This is a genomic window from Idiomarina sp. UBA4520 (assembly GCF_002388365.1).
Lineage (GTDB): Bacteria > Pseudomonadota > Gammaproteobacteria > Enterobacterales > Alteromonadaceae > Idiomarina > Idiomarina zobellii.
The window spans coordinates 16,752-38,364 of record NZ_DGMK01000002.1; the positions used below are offsets into that span (position 1 = coordinate 16,752).

19 protein-coding genes are annotated in these 21,613 nt (G+C 49.2%); 6 read left to right on the top strand and 13 right to left on the bottom strand.

Annotation, left to right across the window (positions count from 1 at the left end; translation table 11 throughout):
- Nucleotides 1-11: 11 nt before the first annotated feature.
- The 7 genes from panC to sfsA all read right to left on the bottom strand — a co-directional run bounded on the left by panC (nucleotide 12) and on the right by sfsA (nucleotide 5,788).
- The gene (panC, locus tag B3850_RS00430) at nucleotides 12-857 is read right to left on the bottom strand and encodes a pantoate--beta-alanine ligase (RefSeq protein ID WP_286876027.1); all 846 of its coding nucleotides are present in this window, start codon (nucleotides 855-857) and stop codon (nucleotides 12-14) included.
- Nucleotides 854-1,648 (bottom strand): 3-methyl-2-oxobutanoate hydroxymethyltransferase, encoded by a 795-nt coding sequence (panB, locus tag B3850_RS00435; protein WP_286876025.1) that lies wholly within the window; start codon nucleotides 1,646-1,648, stop codon nucleotides 854-856. Before panB ends, panC begins: the two co-directional genes overlap by 4 nt.
- Before the next feature lie 19 nt (nucleotides 1,649-1,667).
- Nucleotides 1,668-2,174 (bottom strand): 2-amino-4-hydroxy-6-hydroxymethyldihydropteridine diphosphokinase, encoded by a 507-nt coding sequence (gene folK, locus B3850_RS00440; RefSeq protein ID WP_286876023.1) that lies wholly within the window; start codon nucleotides 2,172-2,174, stop codon nucleotides 1,668-1,670.
- Complete coding sequence (pcnB, locus tag B3850_RS00445; RefSeq protein WP_286876055.1) at nucleotides 2,161-3,483, bottom strand: polynucleotide adenylyltransferase PcnB; 1,323 nt, start codon at nucleotides 3,481-3,483, stop codon at nucleotides 2,161-2,163. Before pcnB ends, folK begins: the two co-directional genes overlap by 14 nt.
- 148 nt (nucleotides 3,484-3,631) lie before the next feature.
- Nucleotides 3,632-4,483: a tRNA glutamyl-Q(34) synthetase GluQRS gene (gluQRS, locus tag B3850_RS00450; RefSeq protein ID WP_286876021.1), complete on the bottom strand. Its 852-nt coding sequence runs from the start codon at nucleotides 4,481-4,483 to the stop codon at nucleotides 3,632-3,634.
- Between the two features lie 6 nt (nucleotides 4,484-4,489).
- Nucleotides 4,490-4,942 carry an RNA polymerase-binding protein DksA gene (gene dksA / locus B3850_RS00455; RefSeq protein WP_053953875.1) on the bottom strand — a complete coding sequence of 151 codons (453 nt, stop codon included), beginning with the start codon at nucleotides 4,940-4,942 and terminating at the stop codon, nucleotides 4,490-4,492.
- A gap of 141 nt (nucleotides 4,943-5,083) precedes the next feature.
- On the bottom strand, nucleotides 5,084-5,788 hold the full coding sequence (gene sfsA, locus B3850_RS00460; RefSeq protein WP_286876019.1) for a DNA/RNA nuclease SfsA: 705 nt from the start codon (nucleotides 5,786-5,788) through the stop codon (nucleotides 5,084-5,086).
- Nucleotides 5,789-5,843: 55 nt separating this feature from the next.
- Between sfsA and pepB the strand changes: the two genes are divergently transcribed.
- The 3 genes from pepB to mrcB are packed head-to-tail and all read left to right on the top strand — an operon-like array spanning nucleotide 5,844 to nucleotide 11,863.
- A complete protein-coding gene (pepB, locus tag B3850_RS00465) occupies nucleotides 5,844-7,142 on the top strand; it encodes an aminopeptidase PepB (protein WP_286876018.1) in 1,299 nt (432 codons plus the stop codon).
- 6 nt (nucleotides 7,143-7,148) lie between these two features.
- A complete protein-coding gene (gene hrpB, locus B3850_RS00470; protein WP_286876016.1) occupies nucleotides 7,149-9,605 on the top strand; it encodes an ATP-dependent helicase HrpB in 2,457 nt (818 codons plus the stop codon).
- Complete coding sequence (gene mrcB, locus B3850_RS00475) at nucleotides 9,602-11,863, top strand: penicillin-binding protein 1B (RefSeq protein WP_286911222.1); 2,262 nt, start codon at nucleotides 9,602-9,604, stop codon at nucleotides 11,861-11,863. The genes hrpB and mrcB overlap by 4 nt, the downstream gene beginning before the upstream one ends.
- 18 nt (nucleotides 11,864-11,881) lie before the next feature.
- On the opposite strand, the gene hemL is transcribed toward mrcB, so the two are convergent.
- The 4 genes from hemL to B3850_RS00495 all read right to left on the bottom strand — a co-directional run bounded on the left by hemL (nucleotide 11,882) and on the right by B3850_RS00495 (nucleotide 16,381).
- Nucleotides 11,882-13,165, bottom strand: a complete 1,284-nt coding sequence (gene hemL, locus B3850_RS00480) for a glutamate-1-semialdehyde 2,1-aminomutase (protein WP_286876010.1) — start codon at nucleotides 13,163-13,165, stop codon at nucleotides 11,882-11,884.
- A gap of 15 nt (nucleotides 13,166-13,180) precedes the next feature.
- Nucleotides 13,181-14,194 (bottom strand): aspartate carbamoyltransferase, encoded by a 1,014-nt coding sequence (locus B3850_RS00485; RefSeq protein ID WP_286876053.1) that lies wholly within the window; start codon nucleotides 14,192-14,194, stop codon nucleotides 13,181-13,183.
- A 70-nt stretch (nucleotides 14,195-14,264) separates the two neighbouring features.
- Complete coding sequence (gene hemJ / locus B3850_RS00490) at nucleotides 14,265-14,696, bottom strand: protoporphyrinogen oxidase HemJ (RefSeq protein ID WP_273269480.1); 432 nt, start codon at nucleotides 14,694-14,696, stop codon at nucleotides 14,265-14,267.
- The gene (locus tag B3850_RS00495; protein WP_286911223.1) at nucleotides 14,693-16,381 is read right to left on the bottom strand and encodes a chloride channel protein; all 1,689 of its coding nucleotides are present in this window, start codon (nucleotides 16,379-16,381) and stop codon (nucleotides 14,693-14,695) included. Before B3850_RS00495 ends, hemJ begins: the two co-directional genes overlap by 4 nt.
- A 94-nt stretch (nucleotides 16,382-16,475) precedes the next feature.
- Between B3850_RS00495 and B3850_RS00500 the strand changes: the two genes are divergently transcribed.
- From B3850_RS00500 to pepQ, 3 genes are all read left to right on the top strand, one after another.
- A complete protein-coding gene (locus B3850_RS00500; RefSeq protein ID WP_053953884.1) occupies nucleotides 16,476-17,222 on the top strand; it encodes a DUF6776 family protein in 747 nt (248 codons plus the stop codon).
- 55 nt (nucleotides 17,223-17,277) lie between these two features.
- Nucleotides 17,278-17,628 carry an iron-sulfur cluster insertion protein ErpA gene (gene erpA / locus B3850_RS00505; protein WP_053953885.1) on the top strand — a complete coding sequence of 117 codons (351 nt, stop codon included), beginning with the start codon at nucleotides 17,278-17,280 and terminating at the stop codon, nucleotides 17,626-17,628.
- An 81-nt stretch (nucleotides 17,629-17,709) separates the two neighbouring features.
- On the top strand, nucleotides 17,710-19,029 hold the full coding sequence (gene pepQ, locus B3850_RS00510; RefSeq protein WP_286876001.1) for a Xaa-Pro dipeptidase: 1,320 nt from the start codon (nucleotides 17,710-17,712) through the stop codon (nucleotides 19,027-19,029).
- A 15-nt stretch (nucleotides 19,030-19,044) separates the two neighbouring features.
- On the opposite strand, the gene B3850_RS00515 is transcribed toward pepQ, so the two are convergent.
- Together B3850_RS00515 and B3850_RS00520 are read right to left on the bottom strand one after the other, a co-directional pair.
- A complete protein-coding gene (locus tag B3850_RS00515; RefSeq protein ID WP_286875999.1) occupies nucleotides 19,045-20,151 on the bottom strand; it encodes an anhydro-N-acetylmuramic acid kinase in 1,107 nt (368 codons plus the stop codon).
- Nucleotides 20,151-21,467 carry an OapA family protein gene (locus B3850_RS00520; protein WP_286875998.1) on the bottom strand — a complete coding sequence of 439 codons (1,317 nt, stop codon included), beginning with the start codon at nucleotides 21,465-21,467 and terminating at the stop codon, nucleotides 20,151-20,153. Before B3850_RS00520 ends, B3850_RS00515 begins: the two co-directional genes overlap by 1 nt.
- Nucleotides 21,468-21,613: the final 146 nt, after the last annotated feature.

Below are 21,613 nucleotides of genomic sequence, written 5' to 3' on the forward strand. Positions count from 1 at the left end.
CGAAAAGTGAGTTAAGTGGCCGCTGGGTTATCTGCCTGAAGGTTGTCTATCAAGCGAGTTTTTCCGAGAAAAGCAGCGGCCAATATAACCCACTTTTCGTCGGTTTTAGAGGCTGGCTGTAAGTCGTTTGCGTTACGGATGCTAAAGTAGTCCACTTTAAAACCAGCTTTTCCCAGCTGTTGCACTGCCTGAGACTCTATCTGCTCAAAGTCTTCCCGGCGTTCAAGCCCCGCTTTCGCATCTTGAAGGCTTTTGTAGAACGCTGTTGCCTGAGTTTTCTCTTCTGCTGTCAAATAACCGTTGCGTGAGCTTAAAGCCAAACCGCTGGCTTCTCGCTGTGTTGGCACGCCAATAACTTCTACCGGCAAGCTTAAGTCCTGAGTCATCAGCCGAATGACTTGCAGTTGCTGATAGTCTTTTTCGCCAAAAACAGCAACTTGAGGCTGCACCATATTGAACAGCTTGCAGACGATAGTCGCCACACCGTCAAAATGGCCTGGGCGGCTGGCGCCACATAAAATATTGCTAATGCCGGGCACGCTGACCTTCGTCTGTTGCTCGAGTCCGCGTGGATAAACATCACTGACTGTGGGAGTAAATACGGCACTAACGCCCAACTTCTCTAATGCAGCGCAGTCGGCGTCTAAGGTTCTGGGGTAACTGTCGAGATCTTCGTTGGGGCCAAACTGCATTGGGTTCACAAAAATACTCACCACCACATTGTCGCAATGTTGCAGCGCACTTTTTACCAGCTGTAAGTGGCCGTCATGTAAGTTGCCCATAGTTGGAACGAGAGCAACCTCCTTCCGTGCACTACGCCACTCACGAAGCTCCTGTAAGCTTTTTAGTACCTTCATTTATAGCAGTGCTCCGGAGCCGGAAATTCGCCCGAGCGCACTTGCTCGGTGTATAAACGAAACGCGTCGGCGAGAGAACCGCCCTGCGCCAGAAAGTCTTTGGCAAATTTGGGCAAATAGTCACTGTTCATGCCCAGCATGTCGTGCATTACCAATATCTGTCCGTCGGTGTCAGGACCAGCACCGATACCAATGGTCGGAATAGTTAAGGCGTCGGTAATGCGTTTGCCTAAACTGGATGGAATACACTCCAACACCAGCAGTTGAGCGCCTGCGGCTTCGAGTGCTTTTGCCTGACGCAGGGTGTTTTCTGCCTGTTGCTCTTCTTTACCCTGTACTTTGTAGCCGCCTAGCACATTGACTGACTGCGGCAGTAAACCAAGGTGTGCACAGACCGGAATTCCGCGAGTATGCAACCCCTTAATGGTTTCTTCCAGCCATTCCCCGCCTTCCAGCTTCACCATATTGGCACCGGCTTGCATAAGTGCCGCTGCATTGTCATAGGTTTGCTCTGGTGTCGAATAGGTCATGAACGACATATCGCTAATAACGAAGGCTTCAGGGGCGCCGCGGCGCACACATTCGGTATGGTAGGCCATGTCACCGAGTGTGACTGGAACTGTCGAATTGCGGCCCTGAACAACATTACCTAATGAGTCGCCGACAAGCATAAAGTCGACACCTTGTTCGGTCATTAATTTTGCGAAGCTGGAGTCGTAGGCGGTAAGCGAGCTAATTTTAACGCCTTCACGCTTCATTTTTTGCAGTGTAGCAATGCTGGTTGTAGCCATTATGCGACCTTTAGCAAAGTTATAAAGAAATAGATGACTGGTAGACTAGCACGTCAAGACCGCTTTCGGTAAGTGTCTTGGCTTGCTCAGTCACTGTTTTGCCGTTGGGTAAGACAATTGCTGGCGCTATTTCAGCCAGCGGATACAGGACAAAGCTACGTTCATAAATACCCGGGTGTGGAACCGTCAGGTCTGGTTTTTGATGTGTCTCGTTATTGAATAATAGTAAATCGAGATCTAATGTGCGCTCACCCCAATGACGAATGCGTTTGCGACCAAACTCGTCTTCAATATCATGCAGTGACTGCAGCAAGTCGTAAGCAGACAATTCCGTCTTCAACTGGCACACGGCATTAACATAGTCAGGCTGATCTTGCGGTCCCATGGGCTTGCTGCCGTAAAGCGAAGAATAGCTGAGAAGTTGCCACTTATTGGACCGATTTAATCGTGACAGCGCACTGAGTAAGTTATTGAGCGGATCGTTTAAATTACTCCCCAGTGCGACATAGGCATTATGCTGAGCCATTATCTGAGTTGCTTTGTGGTTTCTTCTTACGCGGTCCGCGACGACGGCGTCTCGGCTTGCGAGTGGGAGCGCCGGACTTACCGGTTTTGAGCTTCGTTGGGTTGTTCTGAGCTTCTGTCCAGAACTGAGCCAGTTCAGCCAGTTTTTTGTCTTCGGGCTCGGCGTGTGAGCGCAGCAACATAAAATCATAAGCGGCGCGGAAGCGTTTGTGCTCAAGCGCTTTCATTGCTCTGCCACCTTTAGTGACTTGCAAACGTCGTTGTAATTGCCAAATTTCACGCGCCGGTAAACTAAAGCGTTTAGGAATAGAAACACGCTGAGACTGCCTGTGTACGACATCGGCGGCGGCAATGTTAATCGCATCCATAGGCGGCAGACCACCTTCGTTTTCCAGTTGCTCTTTGCGGGCCAGTAATGGCCACCACAACAACACAGCAACAAGGTAGGCCGGGGTGACCCGTTTGTCTTCAGCAATGCGCTTGTCGGTATCTTTAAATGCTTTTAACAGCATTTGGTATGCGGGTGACTGGGCGTCACTGAGGTGCCCTTTAAGCATTGGGAATAGCTGCTGAAACAGCCCCAGCTCCATCATCATGGAAAAGTTGGCAGTGGCTTTACCCGACATGAACATTTTCAGAAATTCGTCAAACAGACGCGCTGGCGGAATGTTTGCAAGCAATGACGCTAGTTCAGGAATAGGGTCACGTACCGCGGTATCTAGTTGCATATTGAGCTTGGTCGCAAAACGTACCGCACGCAGCATTCTGACCGGGTCTTCGCGGTAGCGTGTTTCAGCATCACCAATTAAGCGTAAAACACCTTTGTTGATATCTTCTACGCCGTTCGCAAAGTCGTAAATGGCAAAGTCCGCAATGTTGTAATACAGCGCGTTAGCCGTGAAGTCGCGGCGTTCGGCGTCTTCCTCTATGGTGCCATAGACATTGTCGCGTACTAACTGACCATGCTCATCACTGTGTGCGTGCTGGCTTTTCTTACTGCTTTTTGAGTCGGCGTCATCGGCGTGATGCCCGCGAAACGTAGCAACCTCAATAATCTCTTTGCCAAACACAACATGCGCTAGACGAAACCGACGACCAATAAGGCGGCAGTTTCGAAATAGCGATTTCACCTGTTCAGGCGTCGCATTGGTGGTCACGTCGAAGTCTTTCGGTTGAATACCTAATAAAATGTCACGTACGCAACCGCCTACTAAATAGGCGTCGAAGCCGCTGTTATGCAAGCGGTAAAGGACTTTAAGTGCGTTTTTGCTAATGTCGTTCCGGGATACGGGGTGTTTATCTCTTGGGATAACTTTCAACGCCGGTAAACGACTGTTGCTGGTAGTATCCTTGCTGGAGAAAGCGCGTTTTGCTAACTCTTTTATTCGCTTAATAATGGTGGTTTCTCCCTTACCATTGTTATTGTTGTTTCTTCTCAATTGGTCGCATATTGTACCGTCAAGCAGGCGTAATGTGCCACTTTTTGCGCCATTTTTGCACCGCAAAGGCCAATATCTCATCGATTTGTCGCGTTTCACTGAGTTCATGGGCATCAATACCCAGGTAATTCAGCGCTGTTAACAGATTGTCTGACGCGTGTTGGCTGTTTATTGCTGGCGCGTGATTTTGTTTGCTGAGCTTACGGCCGTCATTCGATGTCACTAATGGTAAGTGCATCATTCGAGGCTCGGTTTTAGCGATATGCTGCCACAAAGTGAGCTGCCAAAAGCTCGGAACAACCAGGTCGCTACCACGAACAATATCGGTAATACCTTGCTCAATATCATCAACTACCACCGCTAATTGGTATGCGTACAAGCCATCACGGCGCTTCACGACAAAGTCTTCTGCACAGGTGCTGGTATCACCCTGCTGTATGCCGAGTGCCCGGTCATTGAATTGATTGACGGGGTTGCTGTTAATATAGCGTAATGCATAAGGTGTCGGGCGTGGTTGATGAGTTCGGCAATAGCCATCATAAATACCACCGCGCTCGCGAATGGCCTTACGTGAACAGTCGCATTGATAGATGCAACCGGCGGAAGCTAGCGAGTTGATGTAATCCTGATACGACTCGTCACGGTCACTTTGAAAAATAACCTCACCGTGCCAGGTGAGTCCGTGGTCTTCGAGTTGGCGGAGGATAGTATCGGCAGCGCCCGGAACTGCGCGAGGTTTGTCGACATCTTCAATACGAACAAACCACTGGCCGTTATGCGCATGAGCATCAAGGTAGCTACCAACAGCAGCAACCAACGAGCCTAAATGTAGAGGCCCCGACGGGGTCGGGGCAAATCGGCCGCGGTACATGAGCCCTTAGGCTCCTGTCATTTGTTTCTCTTTCATTTCTGCCAGGGTTTTGCAGTCAACGCAGAGATCCGCTGTTGGACGCGCTTCTAAGCGGCGAATACCAATTTCTATGCCGCATGAATCACAAAAGCCGAAGTCATCGTCTTCAATTTTTTGCAGCGTTTTCTCAATTTTCTTAATCAACTTACGTTCACGGTCACGAGTGCGCAATTCAATGCTGAACTCTTCTTCTTGTGCCGCGCGGTCAACTGGGTCAGGGAAGTTCGCTGCTTCATCTTTCATATGATGCACGGTGCGATCAACTTCCTGGCGTAACTGACGACGCCATTCTTCCAGAATACGACGAAAATGCGCACGCTGCGCGTCATTCATGTACTCTTCGCCCTGCTTCTCCTGATAAGGCTCCAGGCCGGCTAGTGCCAGAATGCCATGGGTTTTCTTTTCCTTGCCTTGAGGCATTTTGGATCTCCTAATTCTCTAAAACTAGAGTGCTCTAAAAGCGTGCGTTTAAAAAAGGACGCTACATATACCAGAAAGGGGTCAGGTTGGCAACGCTATTTCAACAACTCTTTTGTTCAAAATTTAGCTCAATGCCGCGCGCTACAAGCGCACTGCAACTGGTCTCTCCAGTCGAATTTCTTTTTCATTAACAGTGCATTTCACTGCGTAAAATTCGACGCCATGTTCAGCCGCTTTAATACACAGTTCCGCGTATTTTGGATCGATATGTTTCGCCGGGCTGACTGATTCAATACCGGTATGCATCACCATATAAAGCTGAACGGCTCTGTGTCCTTCATCGACAACATGCATGAGCTCATGCAAATGCTTATGTGCTCGCTGGCTGACCGCGTCAGGGAAATAACCGTGTTTCCCCTCTGCCAGGGTCACACTTTTTACCTCGACAAAGCATTCGTTGCCATTAGGGTCTATTCCCCACCAGTCGATACGGCTGTTCTCTTGCCCGTACTTTTTTTCAGCCCTCAGTTCGGACCAACCGCTAAGCTCCGGTATAAGTTCGCTATTTAGCAGCTCTCCGGCCAGGGTATTGGCACAGCCGGTATTCACCGCAATAAATTCGCCTTCCTTGGTTCGTGATAACTCCCAGGTATGTGAATACTTACGTTTTTTGTTGTCAGAAAGACTGCAATATGCGTCGAACCCAGGTTCAGCACAGCCTGTCATTGCACCGGTGTTCGGGCAGTGAACCGTTGTTATTTGCCCATCACCAAAATCAATGTCGGCAAGAAAGCGTTTATAGCGTTTTTGTAAAACTCCCCGGCGAAGGGGCTTGTTAAATTGCATCAGAGGCCTCATAACTCTAAAGTAACTGAAAGCAAATTATCGAGAGAGGTTGAGAATGTCCAGCGCACTAGCGGTTTACTTAACGAATGAAGCACCTGCAGCTCATTGGAACCCGAAGTCTAACGTCGTTTTTGACGGCGACGCAGCAAAAATAATTTTGGTAGACGATGAGTCTGAGAATTTGCGGCGTATTCAAAAAGCGGGACGAACCCTCGACAACAATGGCGTAATAAAGGTCGCAGTGTCTGGTGACGGCTGGGATATGGAACGCCAGTGGGCGCTGTATCAGGGCTTTACGTCAACACTTTCGAAAAATGATGTGATATGGCACGCAGACGACGCAGAAGCGGCAAAACATCTTGACGCTATGCGTGATGCCACCCGCTTTAGCCGTGAGCTCACCAACTTACCGGCAGAAGATATTTATCCGGAAAGCCTGGCTGAGCGCGTTATTGAACATTTTATAGGGTTAGCGCCCGATGCGATAAGCGCAGAGTTTATTAAAGGTGAGGCTCTGAAAGACGCAGGTTGGATGGGAATTTATACCGTGGGTCGTGCCAGCCAGCATGCGCCTGGCATGTTGGTACTTGACTACAACCCAACTGGCGACGACAACGCGCCTGTTGATACAGCGCTTATCGGTAAAGGTATTACCTATGACAGCGGTGGCTACAGCATTAAGCCGAGCGAAGGCATGTTGTCTATGAAGTGCGACATGGGTGGTGCGGCAACAGTGACTGGTGCATTGTCGTTGGCTATTCGCCGTGGCCTGAACAAGCGCGTTAAATTGATTCTTTGCTGCGCTGAAAACATGATTGATGGACGTGCGTACAAGCTGGGCGATATTATTCGTTATAAGAACGGTTTGACCGTAGAAGTGGTTAATACTGACGCCGAAGGTCGTTTGGTGCTTGCTGACGGCTTGCAGGCTGCCGGTGAGTTTGGTGCGAAGAATATTATTGATGCAGCTACGCTGACCGGTGCCGCTCAAATGGCCGTGGGTAACGAATACAATGCGTTGTTTAGTGTCGATGACAGCGCTGCGGCCCGAGCATTGAAAAATGCCGACAAAGAGCACGAGTTACTGTGGCGTTTGCCGCTGGCTCCATGGCATTCGGAAAACTGCCCATCGGCTTTTGCCGATACCGCAAACAGCCGCCCGCAAAAAGGTGGTGGTGCCGGAGGGGCCAGCAATGCGGCCGGTTTCCTGCTGCGCTTTGCGCCTGAGCAAGGTAAAGGCTGGCTGCACTTTGACTTAGCCGGGGCGTATCAGAAGTCTGCGACAGCTATGTGGTCAACAGGGGCGACAGCGTTAGGCGTCAGAACCATTGCCGCTACTGTTCAAGGTGACTAATTTGGTATGAGCCTACCTGTTGAAAACGTGCTGCCGGCGTTAGCGCAATGCTTCCCGGCAGCACGTGTGGTTTTAGAGGCACCGCCGGGTGCCGGTAAATCGACCTTCCTGCCTCTTTATTTACTGCGCGAACAACTGGGCACTCATGGTATTACTGTTATGCTGCAGCCGCGTCGGGTTGCTGCTGTCAATGTGGCCAGTTACCTGTCCAGGCAACTGGGAGAACAGGTTGGCGAAACGGTTGGCTATATTGTGCGCGGTGAGACGAAACGCTCGAAGAGCACTAAGCTTCTTGTCGTCACTGAAGGCGTATTAGTACGCTGGTTACAGGAAGACCCTGAGCTTAGTGATATCTCCACACTGATATTTGACGAATTTCATGAACGCAATTTACACAGTGATTTAAGCTTGGCGTTAGTCGTGGACGCGCTGCCATTACGTGACGATTTAAACCTGTTGGTCATGTCGGCGACACTGCCGGCCGAAGCTATTTCTGAGTGGTTGTCCGGGTATTGTGAAGGGGTAACAACGCTTAGAAGCGAAGGGCGTAGCTTTCCAATAGACATTCAATACCGAGCACCCAAAACGCGAAGTGAGTGGTTACTGCATTTGCCCAGCGTCATTGTCGAGGCTTTGGGAAACGCTGACAAAGGCGTGCTGGTGTTTCTGCCGGGTATCTACGAAATTGAACGTGTGCAACAAGCACTGGGCTCTCTGGTAGCAACCGATGTCGGTGTTTATACACTGCATAGCCGGCTGTCACTTAAAGAGCAGCAGCACGCGTTAAAAGCCAGTGATGGTAAGCGAATTATTCTCGCGACTAATATTGCAGAGACGAGCCTAACCATAGAAGGCATAGATGTGGTTGTGGACAGCGGACGTGAACGTCGAGCGAACTTTTTGCCGGGTTACGGTATGAACCAGTTGACTACGCACTTTGTGTCTAAAGCATCCGCAACGCAGCGAGCTGGCCGCGCAGGACGATTGCAGCCCGGAACATGCTACCGCGTTTGGTCTAAAGCGGACGAGCACGGTCAGCCTGAGTACGCTTCTGCCGACATAGAAAGTCAGGACTTAACGTCACTGGTACTGGAAGTGATGAAGTGGGGCAGTTCAGTCGACGAACTGGCCTGGCTGACACCGCCCAACTCTGTGCATTGCCGGGTTGCTGAGCAGTTTTTGTCATTAACAGGGCTTTTGGTTGATGGTCAGTTGACGCAGAAAGCGAAGACTCTCGACCCGGGCACCGATGCGCGTCTTGCACTCATTTGCGATGCGGCCCGCTCAGAAAGTCATGAACTGAAGGCTGCTTGCGCCCAGGCTTTGGCGACCCTGGAAGAGCCATCGGCGCACATTAAAACGCTCGATATTCTCGACAGTGCACAGCAACATTATCAACAACGTCAGACATTGAGTCGCTGGCGCAGGCGTTGGCAGTATTGGTTAAAGCGTTTACAGGTGTCTGAGAGTACGCGAGCTAACAACAAAGGCTTAGAAAAAGCGCTGGTCGCAGGGTTTCCCGACAGGTTGGCAAAGTACAGCAAAGCGAAGAAAAGTTACCAGCTGGTCACCGGCGGGCGACTCGCATCCGTTGCCGAGTTATTAAACCAGCCTCAATGGACGGTTATATTTGACGCAACCTTTCAACAGAGTGATAGCAACGGCAAAGTACGGAGTTATGCCGAGCTGCCTGACATTTTCGGTGCAATAGAGGCCGCTGGGTTATCAACTACTGACATTTATTCCGCTGACTGGGTTGGCACGCAGCAAACGCTGACTCGAATTAAGCGGCAGACCATAGGGGCATTGTTTCTGTCCGAGGAGAAACTCGACGGAGATGTGACCAATGAAGAGCGTTGCCAGGCATTTGCGGACTATCTGAAGAAAAAAGGTCTTGAAATGCTTAACTGGTCGCGCAAGGCAAACCAACTGCTGGCACGTATGCGTTTGTTACAGTCAGTGACCAGTGAATTAAGTGAATACTCACTATCATATGAGGGCTTACTTTCTCACTTGGAGGCCTGGGCTTACCCGTACTGGACTTCGGTGAAGTCGCTGACGCAGTTACAAGCATGGGACCCATACGAGGCGTTGGCGTACTGGCTTAACTATGATGAAAAGCAACGGCTGGATAATGCGTGCCCGGCACACTGGGAAACGCCCACGCAACGTAAAATCTTTATAAATTACCTGGACGAAACCCCGCGAGTTGAGGTGAAATTGCAGGAAATGTTTGGCATAAAGGACTCACCGCGGATTATTGATGGGCAGCAAGTCGTATCGGTCGATTTACTCTCGCCGGCAGGCCGTCTGCTGCAGCGAACTAATGACTTAAAGAGTTTTTGGGATAACGCGTATCAGGACGTTCGCAAGGAAATGCGCGGGCGCTACCCGAAACACCCGTGGCCGGAAGATCCGATAAACGCCGAGGCGACCTATAAAACCAAAAGGCAAATGCAGTGATAAAACGTCAATGGTTAAGCTATTTATTCTGGACAAGCTTTAAGATTGGTTTAGCGGTTGCTGCCGTCATTGCTGTGTATGCGATATACCTAGATGCCGCCCTGTCTAAGCACTTTAAAACAGAGCGTTATCAGGCGCCGGCACTTGTGTACGCCGGCGAGTTACGTGTCTATCCCGGTTACCCATTACAGCAGTCGACGTTGATAAAAACACTCGAGCGTATTGGCTATAACCGCAGTAATAACACTGAGCAGTCCGGGTACTATTCGGTCGGCAATGACAGCGTCATGGTTCACCGTCGGCCTTTTGACTTCTCAGACGGTCCACAAATGTCTAAGCGGGTTCAGGTTCACTTTGTGAATGATCGAGTTGCATCTATTACCTCGTGGCCCAGTGGGAGAGAGTTGGATAGCTTTCGTTTGGAGCCTGAGCTCATCGGTCGAATTAGCACGCTAAGCAAAGAAGACCGGTTATTGGTAGGTTTGGAAGTGGTACCTAACCTACTCATTGAGACGCTACTTCAGGTGGAAGATCGCAACTTCTATCATCATAAGGGCGTTTCTCCCTGGGCTATTTTAAGAGCGTTAGTCGCGAACTTAAGAGCAGGAAGAACGGTTCAGGGGGGCTCAACGCTAACTCAGCAGTTGGTTAAAAACTTGTACCTCACCCGCGAACAAACCTTATGGCGAAAGTTTCACGAAGCCATGATGTCGCTGGTTATCGACTACCGTTTTGATAAAAATACTATTCTGGAAACCTATTTAAACGAAGTGTATTTCGGTCAGGACGGCCGCAATGCGATTCACGGCATAGGGCTTGCCAGCCAGTTTTACTTCGGTAAACAAGTTCAGGAGCTGTCAGTTGATGAGGTTGCGTTGCTCATTGGCATGATAAAAGGCCCTTCTTATTATGACCCCAGACGTTTTCCTGAACGCGCTCAAGAGCGCCGGGATACCGTGTTAAAGGTCATGTTTGATCAGGATCTTATCGCAAAATCGACCTATGTCGCCGCGGTACAGCGACAGTTAGACGTGAGGGAAAGTCGACGGTTAGTAGAGCATCCGTATCCTCACTATATGGATATTATTAAGCGCGAAATGAAAACCCTGGCGTTGCCGGAAGACTGGCAGGACACGGGCTTGAAGATATACACCCACATGGATGTTAATGCGCAGGAGGCTGTACAAAAATCGCTGGCGCGTAAGCTTACCGATGACGACAGTGCGCTGGAAGGCGCTATGGTCGTGGCGAATTATCGACAAGGGACGATAACGGCGCTGGCTGGCGGAAGACTCAGTCAAACCGTCGGTTATAATCGGGCATTGATGGCACTGCGCCCGATAGGCTCACTAATAAAACCTGTAATTTATGCAACCGCAATGCAAGAGTCCGGTATTGGACTGCATACTCCCGTTGTTGATGAAGCAATTACACTTGAAGATAAACAGGGGAAAACCTGGGAGCCTCAGAACTACGATACCGAATTTAAAGGGAGTTTGCTGCTGTACGACGCGCTTGTTCAGTCTCGCAATATTCCGGCAGTTAGGGTCGGTGTAGAGGTTGGTGTTGATACGGTCGTGGATTACATGAAGCGGCTGGGTGTGGTAACGCCACTGGAAGCGTATCCATCGTTAACCTTAGGTTCTGCGTCATTAACGCCGTTTGCAGTCACCAGAATGTACAGCGCCCTGATGAATGATGGCCGTTTCCAGTCTCTGTCAGCAATTTCGTCTATTACCACGCATCAGGGCGATGTTTTATATCGAACACCTGAAAAAAGTACCTCTCAGGTGTTTGACTCAAAGGTCGCGTACCTGACGAAGTTTGGCTTGCATGGTGTGGTGTCGGAAGGTACTGCGAGCGCTTTACAACGAGTGCTAGCCGGACAACAAGTGGGTGGTAAAACCGGTACCACCAATGACTACCGGGATAGCTGGTTTGTTGCCGTTGACGGAGAGCAAGTGGTGACAGCCTGGTTAGGAAGAGATGATAACCAACCGACGGGCCTGACAGGCAGTAGCGGTGCGTTAAGAGTTGTCGCTGACTATTACGAACGTAAACCACCGCTAAGCATGGCGTTGGAGATTCCTGAGCCGTTGAAAATGCAACGTTTTCATGAACGGACAGGGCAACGCATACCTAATGATTGTGATAATGGCGAACTATTGCCAGCAGAAGAAATACGCTTGCCGGACAATATAACCTGTGACGGTAATATCGAGGAAAAAAGTTGGTGGGACCGCTTGTTTGGAGGCTAGCCCCACCGGGCTGTTGATTTACTTCAGTTGAGTAAAGGCTTTTTCCGCCGCTTGTAAGGTCTTCTCAATGTCATCTTCAGTGTGTGCCGCTGACATGAAACCGCCTTCAAACGCAGAAGGCGCAAGGTATACCCCTTCATTCAGCATAGCGTGGTAGAACGCTTTGAAATGCTCCATATTGCACTGAGTTGCCTGCGCATACGACGTCACTTCCGGCTCTTCAGTAAAGAAGAAACCAAACATAGAGCCGGCACGATTCGTTGTCATTGGCACGCCCGCTCTATTGGCGCGTTCTTGTAGACCATCCACTAACGCATCGACGCGTTGGTAGAGTTGGTCGTAAAGCCCAGGCGTTGATAACTGCTGCAACGCAGCTAAGCCCGCTGACATGGCGACTGGGTTACCTGACAAGGTGCCGGCCTGATACACTGGACCAACTGGCGCAATGTAGTCCATGACTTCTTTCTTACCGCCAAATGCACCAACCGGCATACCGCCACCAATTACTTTTCCTAAGGTGGTTAAGTCGGGAGTAATGCCATAGCGCTCCTGAGCACCGCCGGGCGCAACGCGGAAGCCGGTCATGACTTCGTCAAAAATAAGTACTGAACCGTACTCGTCACAAACGTCACGCAGGCCTTCTAAAAAGCCGGGAACAGGTGGAATACAGTTCATGTTGCCAGCCACTGGCTCAACGATAATACAAGCAATATCGTCGCCGAACTCTTTAAACGCTTCTTTAACTGAGTCGATGTCGTTGTAGTTAACAGTCAGCGTGTGCTTGGCTAAGTCTTCCGGAATGCCCGGAGAGTTTGGAACTCCCAAGGTTAATGCGCCAGAGCCTGCTTTCACCAACAACGAGTCAGCGTGGCCATGGTAGTTACCCTCAAACTTCAGAATTTTGTCACGACCGGTATAACCACGCGCCAAGCGAATAGCTGTCATGGTTGCTTCGGTACCGGAATTTACCATACGAACCTTTTCAATGGACGGTACAATTTTACGAATGGTTTCCGCCATAGTGATTTCAATTTCAGTTGGCGTACCGAAGCTTAAGCCTCTTTTAGCCGCTGCTAATGTTGCCTCTAAGACGGCGGGGTGATTGTGACCAAGAATCATTGGTCCCCATGAACCGACGTAGTCAATGTAACGTTTGCCGTCGGCATCAAACATATAAGCGCCTTCTGCGCTTTCAAAAAATATGGGTGTGCCACCTACGCCACTAAAGGCGCGAACAGGCGAGTTAACGCCGCCGGGAATACTAATTTGTGCTTGTTTGAATAAATCTTCTGAACGACTCATGCCGCAGTTACCTCTTTATAATTGGCTTTTTTCGCTGTACCAAATGACGTCACATTCATGCTTGTCGACCTGGTCAACGACGCCGAGTGTCAGTGCAAATAGCGCCATCCGAATGAGCACTCCGTTATCAGCCTGCCTGAAAATTGCCAGGTTTGGGTTCTGGTTGAGGTCATTATCGAGCTCATTCGCTTCTGCTCGGGAATCCCTCGGTAACGGATGCATAATGACGGTATTGGGTTTGTAGTGCTTGGTATAAATTTCCTGATTTAAACGAAATTTACCGCGATATTGATCAGCGTCTTCGGGACTTGCGAAGCGCTCTTGCTGGATGCGGGTTTGATACACAATGTCGGCATCGACAATGCCGTCGACTTTTTCCGTGACAGTGACCTGATGACCCGCGTTCTCCAGAGTGGCTAAGACGGACTCTGGCATCGACAATTCACGCGGAGAAATCAGCGTAAACTTAATGCTTTTATACATGGACAAGAGTGTCGACAGCGAGTGCACCGTACGCCCGTACTTTAAGTCACCAATCATGCAGATGTGCATGTTATCGATGCTCTGCTGATGGTAAGCCAGCTCTTTCTCAATGGTATACAGGTCGAGAAGTGCCTGAGTCGGGTGCTCGTTGGCACCATCACCGCCATTAATGACCGGAACCCGGCTGCCACTGGCAAACTCTTTCACCGAGCCGGACTTAGGGTGGCGCATAGCGATAACATCGCTGTAGCTACTGAGTACCCGGGCGGTGTCGTATAAAGACTCGCCTTTGGCAATCGCTGAGCTTTCCATGCCTGTGGTTTCGCGAACTTCGCCACCTAGCAGGTTAAACGCAGTGCCGAAACTGACTCGGGTACGAGTCGAAGGTTCGAAAAACAGGTTGCCGAGAATGGCGCCATCTAATACCCGGGTGCGTTTTTTACGACGGGCGTAGGGCTGCATTTTATCAGCAACGGAAAAGATATAGTCGATACTGTCTCGGTCGAATTGGTTGACTGAGAGAATGTTGGAACCGGTGAAATTCATCAATAGGTGCGCCTCTGCCGCAGAATGTCACTGGACGCACACTATAGCAAAGTCAGCCCAGTTTTAGAATCTAATACGGCTTCACTACGGCTAAAATTATAATCGCAAAAAGCGCCAGAACCGGTAGCTCGTTAAAGACTCGATAGAAGCGGTGACTTTTCGTGTTTTTACCGTTTTTGAAGTCTTTCAGAAGCTTGAAGCAGTAGCCGTGATAAGCGTATAAGAGTGTCACTAAAACCAGTTTGGTATGCATCCAACCGCTGCTGGCAAACCATTCGGAGCCGTAGGCAAAAATTAATACCAGCCCAAACACCAGGGTTAGAATGGCAAAAGGTGTGACAAAAAATAACAAGCGTCTTTCCATGACACAGAACTGTTCATGCACCGCAGGTTTGGCGTTCATGGCGTGATATACAAACAGCCGGGGTAAGTAAAAAATACCTGCGAACCAGGCGACCATAAAGGCAATATGCAGTGCTTTAACCCATAAAATCCACGTCATGCTAACTCTCTTTGTAATGCTTTTCGGACGGTTTCCCAGGTGACTATGCCACATGGGTGTTCACCGTTTGATTCATAAATATACACCGCACTGCGGCGTTGTTGTCCAATTTCATCGTACACTTCAGCCAAAGTTGATGTAATACGCAAACCCTTAATGGGTGTATAGCTCAAACTTGGACTGTCACCGGCAGTAATGTCATAAGAGACAAGACGGTACAGCGGTTGGTTGTCTTCGTCGACTGACATGACAATAACGGTTTTGGCCTGAGCGGACTCGAGCGAGTCGACCAATTCATTCTGAGTGGGCTCAAGCAATAGTTTAAAGTCCGTCTCCATGGCATTTTCAACGCCGGTTTTTTGCAGCGCCACATGCACAGGTGCCAATTGGTAGGGAAGATCTTGTAACTCTAACTGAGCGATAAAAATCGACTTTGACTTAAACAGCTGGCTGGATATCAGGTAGGCAGGCACAATAACCAGCATTGCCGGAATAATAATTTCCACACTGCGTGACAACTCAACGATAGCCAGTAATGCTGCCATAGGTGCGTGGATACAGGCCGCCAGAATACCGGCCATACCCAATAGAATAAAGCTGTCAAAAGACAGAGCTTGCTGAATACCCAGTACGTCAACAGCACCGACAAAGACCGCGGCGATAATGGCACCAATACCGAACACCGCACCAATTAACCCGCCGGGGATACCCATGCCAAGAGCAATGGCAGCAGCAAATAGCTTAGCAAGCAATAAGGTTGTTAATAGTGACATTTCGCCCTGGTGATTAATCACCTGCTCAATAGCGGTTAGCCCGGGACCTAAACTGGTTGGAATAATAACAGCCAGAGACGCGGTGATAATGCCCGCGAACAATAGCCGGGTCAGTAAAGACATATCTTTCACGGTGTCCATGACATCCAGCATGAGTTTTTTGAAGATAACGCCGACGACGCCTAACACGACACCCAGTATAACCACCCAAGGCAATTGAGTGGTCGGAATGTCTTGTGCCGATAGCATGGCCAGCTCTGATGCAACGCCGAAAATCTCTTCGGTGATTAAAGACCCGGCGACGGCCGACAGCATGACCGGAATAAAGACGTGGACTTTGTATTCCCGCAGTACCACTTCCATAACCAATACCATAGCGGCAAGTGGGGTATTAAAAGAGGCTGCAATAGCCGCTGCAATACCGCAGGCGGCAAGCGTGCGTAAGGCGTTTTTAGGGGCATCGACATGGAAGCCGAGCCAAGTCGATGCGGCCGCTCCTAAATGAACTGCGGGACCTTCGCGGCCGACACTGTACCCGGCAATCAGGGCAATAATTCCACCAAAAAACTGGTTAACGGTGCTGCGCCAAGGAAGCATGCCGTAATGTTGTTTCATGCGATGAATAACATAAGGAATGCCCATACGAACGTAGCGCGAGCCTGACAAACGAAAAATACCGTAAATTAATAACGCCGCGGCAATGGGTATGGTAAAACGAAGCGTCGTCGGCAAGGGTTCTTGCCAGTAAGTGTCGTTACCAATGAGATGAGCGCCGTACTCAATAGCAAAACGGAAACCGGCAATCATTAAAGCAGCAAGTACGCCACCGGCAAGCCCTAATAGACAGATAGCAATTGTTGTCGTTGGCATGGCCAATTGTTTGCGTAACTGCTGTCGTAATAAAGGCGCCATTTAGTGTTGTTCCTTAAACGAAACCCGGGCTCGAGGCTTGCATATTTATCAATAACATATCAGCATAAGCGGCTAATGGAAATGAGCGAGCATTATGAAGCAGTACTTTAATCTCAAATATTGGCAAAAAAGGTTCGGAAGGCTGCCTGTTTTCTTCGCGGTGGCAGGTCTACTGATTCTGTTTGCTTATCTGGCATATCTTGCCGGCGTTTGGCATGCAAAGTCGTTAAAAGAAACGGTCAGCGAACAGTCCGCACAACTTGATGATATGTATGAGCGCCTGGAACAGATGGAATACCAACGTCATGTTATGCAAGTAGAGTTGGATATTGAGCGTTCATCGAACCAAAGCCTGCAAGACGAGTTAACTGCGCTACAAAACGACAACTACGCATTACGTCGAGACCTCGCTTTTTACCAAAAGATAATGGCGCCTGAGTTGCAGGAAAGTGGCGTGACTATCGACTCTATAACAGTGACACCAAACCAGGCAGATAAGCATTTCCACTTCTCCTTGGCGGTTCTGCAAATTGAGCAACGCAGGCGCTTTGTCGAAGGGCGTGTCGCCATCGACCTGGTTGGCCGCATCGACGGTCAGAAAAAGCGCTTTGATTTAATGAAGCTTGCCAACATTAGCGGCGACGACCGTACCTTTACCATGCGTTATTTTTCGATTTATGAGGGGGATTTCTTCATGCCTGAGGGCTTCGTTCCTGAGCGTATTGACGTATCGGTGACTTTAACCGATGGTGGTCGCGGCACGTTGAACCGTTCGTTTTTTTGGAAGGACATTCGCAAAGGTAAGCCGGCGCCGAACGTCAGAACCGACGGCGATACTTGACCAAAATAGTCAGGTAAGAGAAAATGCCGACAGAGTTCAACAAGGGTGAAACACTATGAGCAGTTCTGCGGAAACAGCGGTACCTATTGAGTTTACCGAACAAGCCGCAAAAAAAGTGAGCCAACTCATTGCGGAAGAAGAAAATCCGAACCTTAAGTTGCGCGTTTATGTAACGGGCGGCGGGTGCTCGGGCTTTCAGTATGGCTTCACCTTTGACGAAACCCCTAACCCGGGTGACATGCAGGTGGAAAAAGAAGGCGTCACGTTGTTAGTGGATCCCATGAGTCTCCAGTATTTAATGGGCGGTATTGTCAGCTATGAAGAGGGCTTGCAGGGTTCGCGCTTCTTCGTCGATAACCCAAATGCCACTACAACCTGTGGTTGCGGTTCAAGCTTTTCTATCTAGTCTTTACAGGACGTCCGCTTCAGCTGAAAACCGGGCTTATTTGCGCTAAAATGACCTCACCATTTGTTGTGAGGTTTTTTTATGAGTGCATACGCTGAACATATCAAAACGGTTTGTGAGCGCTTCGACAAAGCACTAGCAGATACCGGTTTTGAATCGACCCTGGTTTACTCAGGTCAGCCACGAGTCGATTTTCTTGACGACAACGCGCCGCCTTATCGCGTCAACCCGCTGTTTAAATACTGGGTACCTGTTACTGAAAGCCCCAAAAGTGCGATTTTTTATCGCAAAGGCAGTCAGCGTCCTACCGTTTATCTATTCCAGGCCAGAGACTTCTGGCACGCTCCGGTTGATGTGCCCGAAGAAGAATGGCAGCAGTATGTCGATCTAAAAATTATCGATGACCTCAGTATTATGACTGATGATATCGGCAGTGAGCTGGCGAATACTGCATTTATCGGTGAAGATTTTGCAGAGCCGGTTCATAGCTGGAACGTAAAAGCGCGTAACCCACAAAACCTGATTGATCATCTGCACTTCCACCGAGCCATTAAAACCGAGTGGGAACTGGAGAACTTGCGTGAAGCCAATAAGTTGGCGGCGAAAGCGCATGTCGCTGCAAAAGAAGCTTTCTACGCTGAAAAAAGTGAGCTGGAAATTCATCACGCGTATTTGGCCGCCATTAACTTTCGTGAGTCACAGGTGCCCTATAACAGCATTGTCGCTTTAAACAGTCACTCTGCGATTTTACATTACGATGTCTATGACACTGAGCCGCCGAAGCAATTTCGTTCGTTCTTAATTGATGCGGGGGCACGTTACCGAGGCTACTGTGCCGATATCACGCGTTCATACGCATACGAAGAAGGTTTTTACGCTGACTTAATAGAAGCAATGGATAATGCTCAGAAAGAGTTACTCAGCGAAATTAAGCCGGGCGTTAATTACTACGACTTACATGTGTCTATGCACCTGAAAGTAGCTAAAATCCTGAGTGACTTTGGCTTTATCAATGGCGATGCACAAAGTATTTACGACAAGGGTTATACCAGTGCCTTTATGCCGCACGGTCTTGGCCACTTTATTGGCTTACAGGTTCATGACGTTGGTGGCTTCCTGAAGTCTGACGACGGCAGCAGCTATGAGCGTAGTGAGCGTCACCCATTCTTGCGTTTATTGCGTGACATTGAAGAAGGTCAGGTCTTTACAATTGAACCGGGGCTGTATGTCGTTGACCAGCTGCTTGAAGAGCACAAAGACAGTGATGATATCAACTGGGACAAAGTGGACGAGCTAAGACCGTATGGTGGCGTTCGTATTGAAGACAGCATCGTGGTTGGTAAAGACGGTAACAATGAAAACCTGACTCGTGATGCTTTTAAAGCGCTTGGTGCAGAGTAAGGCTCACTCGTCGGCTCAATAAAATAAAGTTTTAGAGCCTAATACAACCGGGGCGGCTGCACCTGTCACAGCAGGGTGGTTCCCCGGTTTTTTATGCTCATAGCACCAACCTAACCAGGCAAAAGCCATTGCCTCAACCCATTGAGGATCAACCCCTAATGCCTGTGTCGTGTCGTACTTCTTTGTCTCAAGGCGCTGAGTAATTTCTGTTAAAAGTAATTCATTTTTGGTGCCGCCGCCGCAAAAATAAACTTGTTCAGGCTTGGTCGGTAATTTATTAAGTTCGTTACTCAGAGTTTCTGCAGTTAGCACGAGCAAGGTTCTTTGCACATTTTCAGGCGGGTAGTTTGCTTTAATAAGCGGCTTTAAATAGGACAGGTTAAACTCTTCACGGCCAGTACTCTTGGGCGCGGTGCGGGAATAAAAAGGGTGTTTCAGTAAAGCCTCTAAAAGTTCGTCAATGACCTTGCCCTGACGAGCGAAATGACCGCTCTCATCATAGCTTTTGTTCGCATCGCAGTGTTGTATCCACTGGTCCATTAAAGTGTTTGCCGGGCCGGTATCGAAACCAAGCAGTTGCTGCTCTGGCCCTAGCCAGGTGATGTTTGCAATACCCCCCAAATTGACAATGGCAACGCTTTTCCCCGGCTGAGCGAAAACATGTTGGTGAAAAGCGGGCACTAATGGTGCGCCCTGACCGCCGGCCGCTACGTCTTTGCGACGAAAGTCGTGTATGACATTAACTTGAGTTTTAAAAGCCAGCCTAGAAGGGTCGCCTAATTGCAGTGTATACGGAGCGCTATGACTTGGCTTGTGGCGAACTGTTTGGCCATGACTGCCTATAGCTGTGACGCTTTTCGCCGAAATTTTGGCTTCACTCAGTAACTTATTCACGGCAGCAGCGGAATGCTCAGCGAATAACACATCAAGCTCTGCCAGCTCATCCGCGTTCCAGTGATCACTAATGCTGAGTGTTAATAGCCGGGTGCGTAATTCAGAGGGAAGTGTATAGCTGTGTGACGCATTAAGCCTAAGGTGCCCATCAGCCGTTATATCAACCAGCACGGCGTCAATCGCGTCCATGCTGGTTCCTGACATTAAGCCAATATAACGTTCGGACATTATCTCATTGCCAGATAAACACGTTTATTGTCGTTTAATATCGCAATAATTTGGTCGGCTTGCTGGCGGAATGATGGCAGCTCCGACTCAGCCAATGATTTGGCTTGTGGCAGTTCAACTGTTCGAGGGTTTCTGTGTACCCCATCAACCAAGAACTCATAATGTAAGTGCGCACCGGTTACGCGGCCTGTCGCACCCACACGACCAATAACCTGGCCCTGTTTGACTCGGTCGCCAGTTCTGACGTGTTTGCGGCTTAAGTGCAAATATTTAGTGGTATAACGCTCGCCGTGTTGCACAAAAATATAATTACCATTTAAGTGGCTATAACCGGCTTGAACAACTTTACCGTCGCCAGATGACATAACAGGCGTGCCGGTCGATGCGGCGTAGTCAATGCCGTTGTGCGGACGCACACGGCCTGTAACCGGGTGCAAGCGGCGAGGGTTAAAGCTTGAGCTTATGTACGTAAAGTTAACCGGAGAGCGTAAGAAGGTTTTACGCATTGCTCGTCCATTTGGTGTGTAATATTGGCCATTGTCATGCAATATGGCCTGGAAGTGCTCGTCTCGGTTGACGAACTCCGCCGCAAGAATTTTTCCGTAACCGACAAATTCGCCGTCGACATAGTGGGTTTCAAATAAAACACTGAACTCGTCGTTTTTACGTAAATCGAGGGCAAAGTCGATATCCCAACCAAAAATATTCGCAATTCGCATAATCTGGTTATCGGTTAGTCCGGCGCCGATACCCGCGTTCCAGAAACTGGAATCAATAACGGCGTGTGCAAACTCGGTACGCACCTCAACGTCTTTGGTTTCGACTTCTGCGACAAAGCTGTCTTTTTGACGGGTGATAATGAGCGTGTCGGTACCGTTAATATCGTGCGCTAACTGAACCAGTTTGTCGCTTGAATCGGTTGCAAAGCGCAGTAAGTCACCGGGGTGTACTTTACGCAATAGCTTCGCTTCTTCACCTGACTCAGTGACGCGGTAAAGCTCTTGTGCACTAAAACCTAACTTACTAAAAATGTCAGCCAGGTTATCGCCAGACTTGATTTGATAGGTTTGCCAATGCAATTCTTGTGCTGAATTGTCTTCGCTGTTGCCGTTGTTCTCAAAGGCCAGTTCCAATTGGTAACGTTTACCTGGAACCAGCTGGTCAACGGAGGTTGTGTTCTTAGACGCCGTAGCCGGTTCTGAAGGAATCACCAACAAAATGAGTAGGGCAACACTAATCGCGCTGATTAGTATTTTATGAGAATGCGGAAGCTGCAGGAACATCCGCTGCATTTGAGAAACTACTTTCAATGTCATATTTAGCGCACTTTAGAACAAACTTTCTTTATTATGATTACCCATGCAAACGATACACAGGGTGTACTCGTTTACGACCTCAGAATAACCTTATGGTTTCGAGGATAATACGAAAAAACGCAGAATACCAGTTTCTGCGCTTAAAA

Excerpts from the sequence above, each read along its gene's own strand:
- dksA (WP_053953875.1), bottom strand. The coding sequence starts at position 4,942 with ATGCCTCAAGGCAAGGAAAAGAAAACCCATGGCATTCTGGCACTAGCC.
- B3850_RS00500 (WP_053953884.1), top strand. The coding sequence starts at position 16,476 with ATGAAGCAGTACTTTAATCTCAAATATTGGCAAAAAAGGTTCGGAAGG.
- B3850_RS00520 (WP_286875998.1), bottom strand. The coding sequence starts at position 21,467 with ATGACATTGAAAGTAGTTTCTCAAATGCAGCGGATGTTCCTGCAGCTT.
- B3850_RS00515 (WP_286875999.1), bottom strand. The coding sequence starts at position 20,151 with ATGTCCGAACGTTATATTGGCTTAATGTCAGGAACCAGCATGGACGCG.
- panB (WP_286876025.1), bottom strand. The coding sequence starts at position 1,648 with ATGGCTACAACCAGCATTGCTACACTGCAAAAAATGAAGCGTGAAGGC.
- erpA (WP_053953885.1), top strand. The coding sequence starts at position 17,278 with ATGAGCAGTTCTGCGGAAACAGCGGTACCTATTGAGTTTACCGAACAA.
- gluQRS (WP_286876021.1), bottom strand. The coding sequence starts at position 4,483 with ATGTACCGCGGCCGATTTGCCCCGACCCCGTCGGGGCCTCTACATTTA.
- pepB (WP_286876018.1), top strand. The coding sequence starts at position 5,844 with ATGTCCAGCGCACTAGCGGTTTACTTAACGAATGAAGCACCTGCAGCT.
- B3850_RS00495 (WP_286911223.1), bottom strand. The coding sequence starts at position 16,381 with ATGGCGCCTTTATTACGACAGCAGTTACGCAAACAATTGGCCATGCCA.
- folK (WP_286876023.1), bottom strand. The coding sequence starts at position 2,174 with ATGGCTCAGCATAATGCCTATGTCGCACTGGGGAGTAATTTAAACGAT.
- hrpB (WP_286876016.1), top strand. The coding sequence starts at position 7,149 with ATGAGCCTACCTGTTGAAAACGTGCTGCCGGCGTTAGCGCAATGCTTC.
- hemJ (WP_273269480.1), bottom strand. The coding sequence starts at position 14,696 with ATGACGTGGATTTTATGGGTTAAAGCACTGCATATTGCCTTTATGGTC.
- panC (WP_286876027.1), bottom strand. The coding sequence starts at position 857 with ATGAAGGTACTAAAAAGCTTACAGGAGCTTCGTGAGTGGCGTAGTGCA.
- pepQ (WP_286876001.1), top strand. The coding sequence starts at position 17,710 with ATGAGTGCATACGCTGAACATATCAAAACGGTTTGTGAGCGCTTCGAC.
- sfsA (WP_286876019.1), bottom strand. The coding sequence starts at position 5,788 with ATGCAATTTAACAAGCCCCTTCGCCGGGGAGTTTTACAAAAACGCTAT.
- B3850_RS00485 (WP_286876053.1), bottom strand. The coding sequence starts at position 14,194 with ATGAATTTCACCGGTTCCAACATTCTCTCAGTCAACCAATTCGACCGA.
- hemL (WP_286876010.1), bottom strand. The coding sequence starts at position 13,165 with ATGAGTCGTTCAGAAGATTTATTCAAACAAGCACAAATTAGTATTCCC.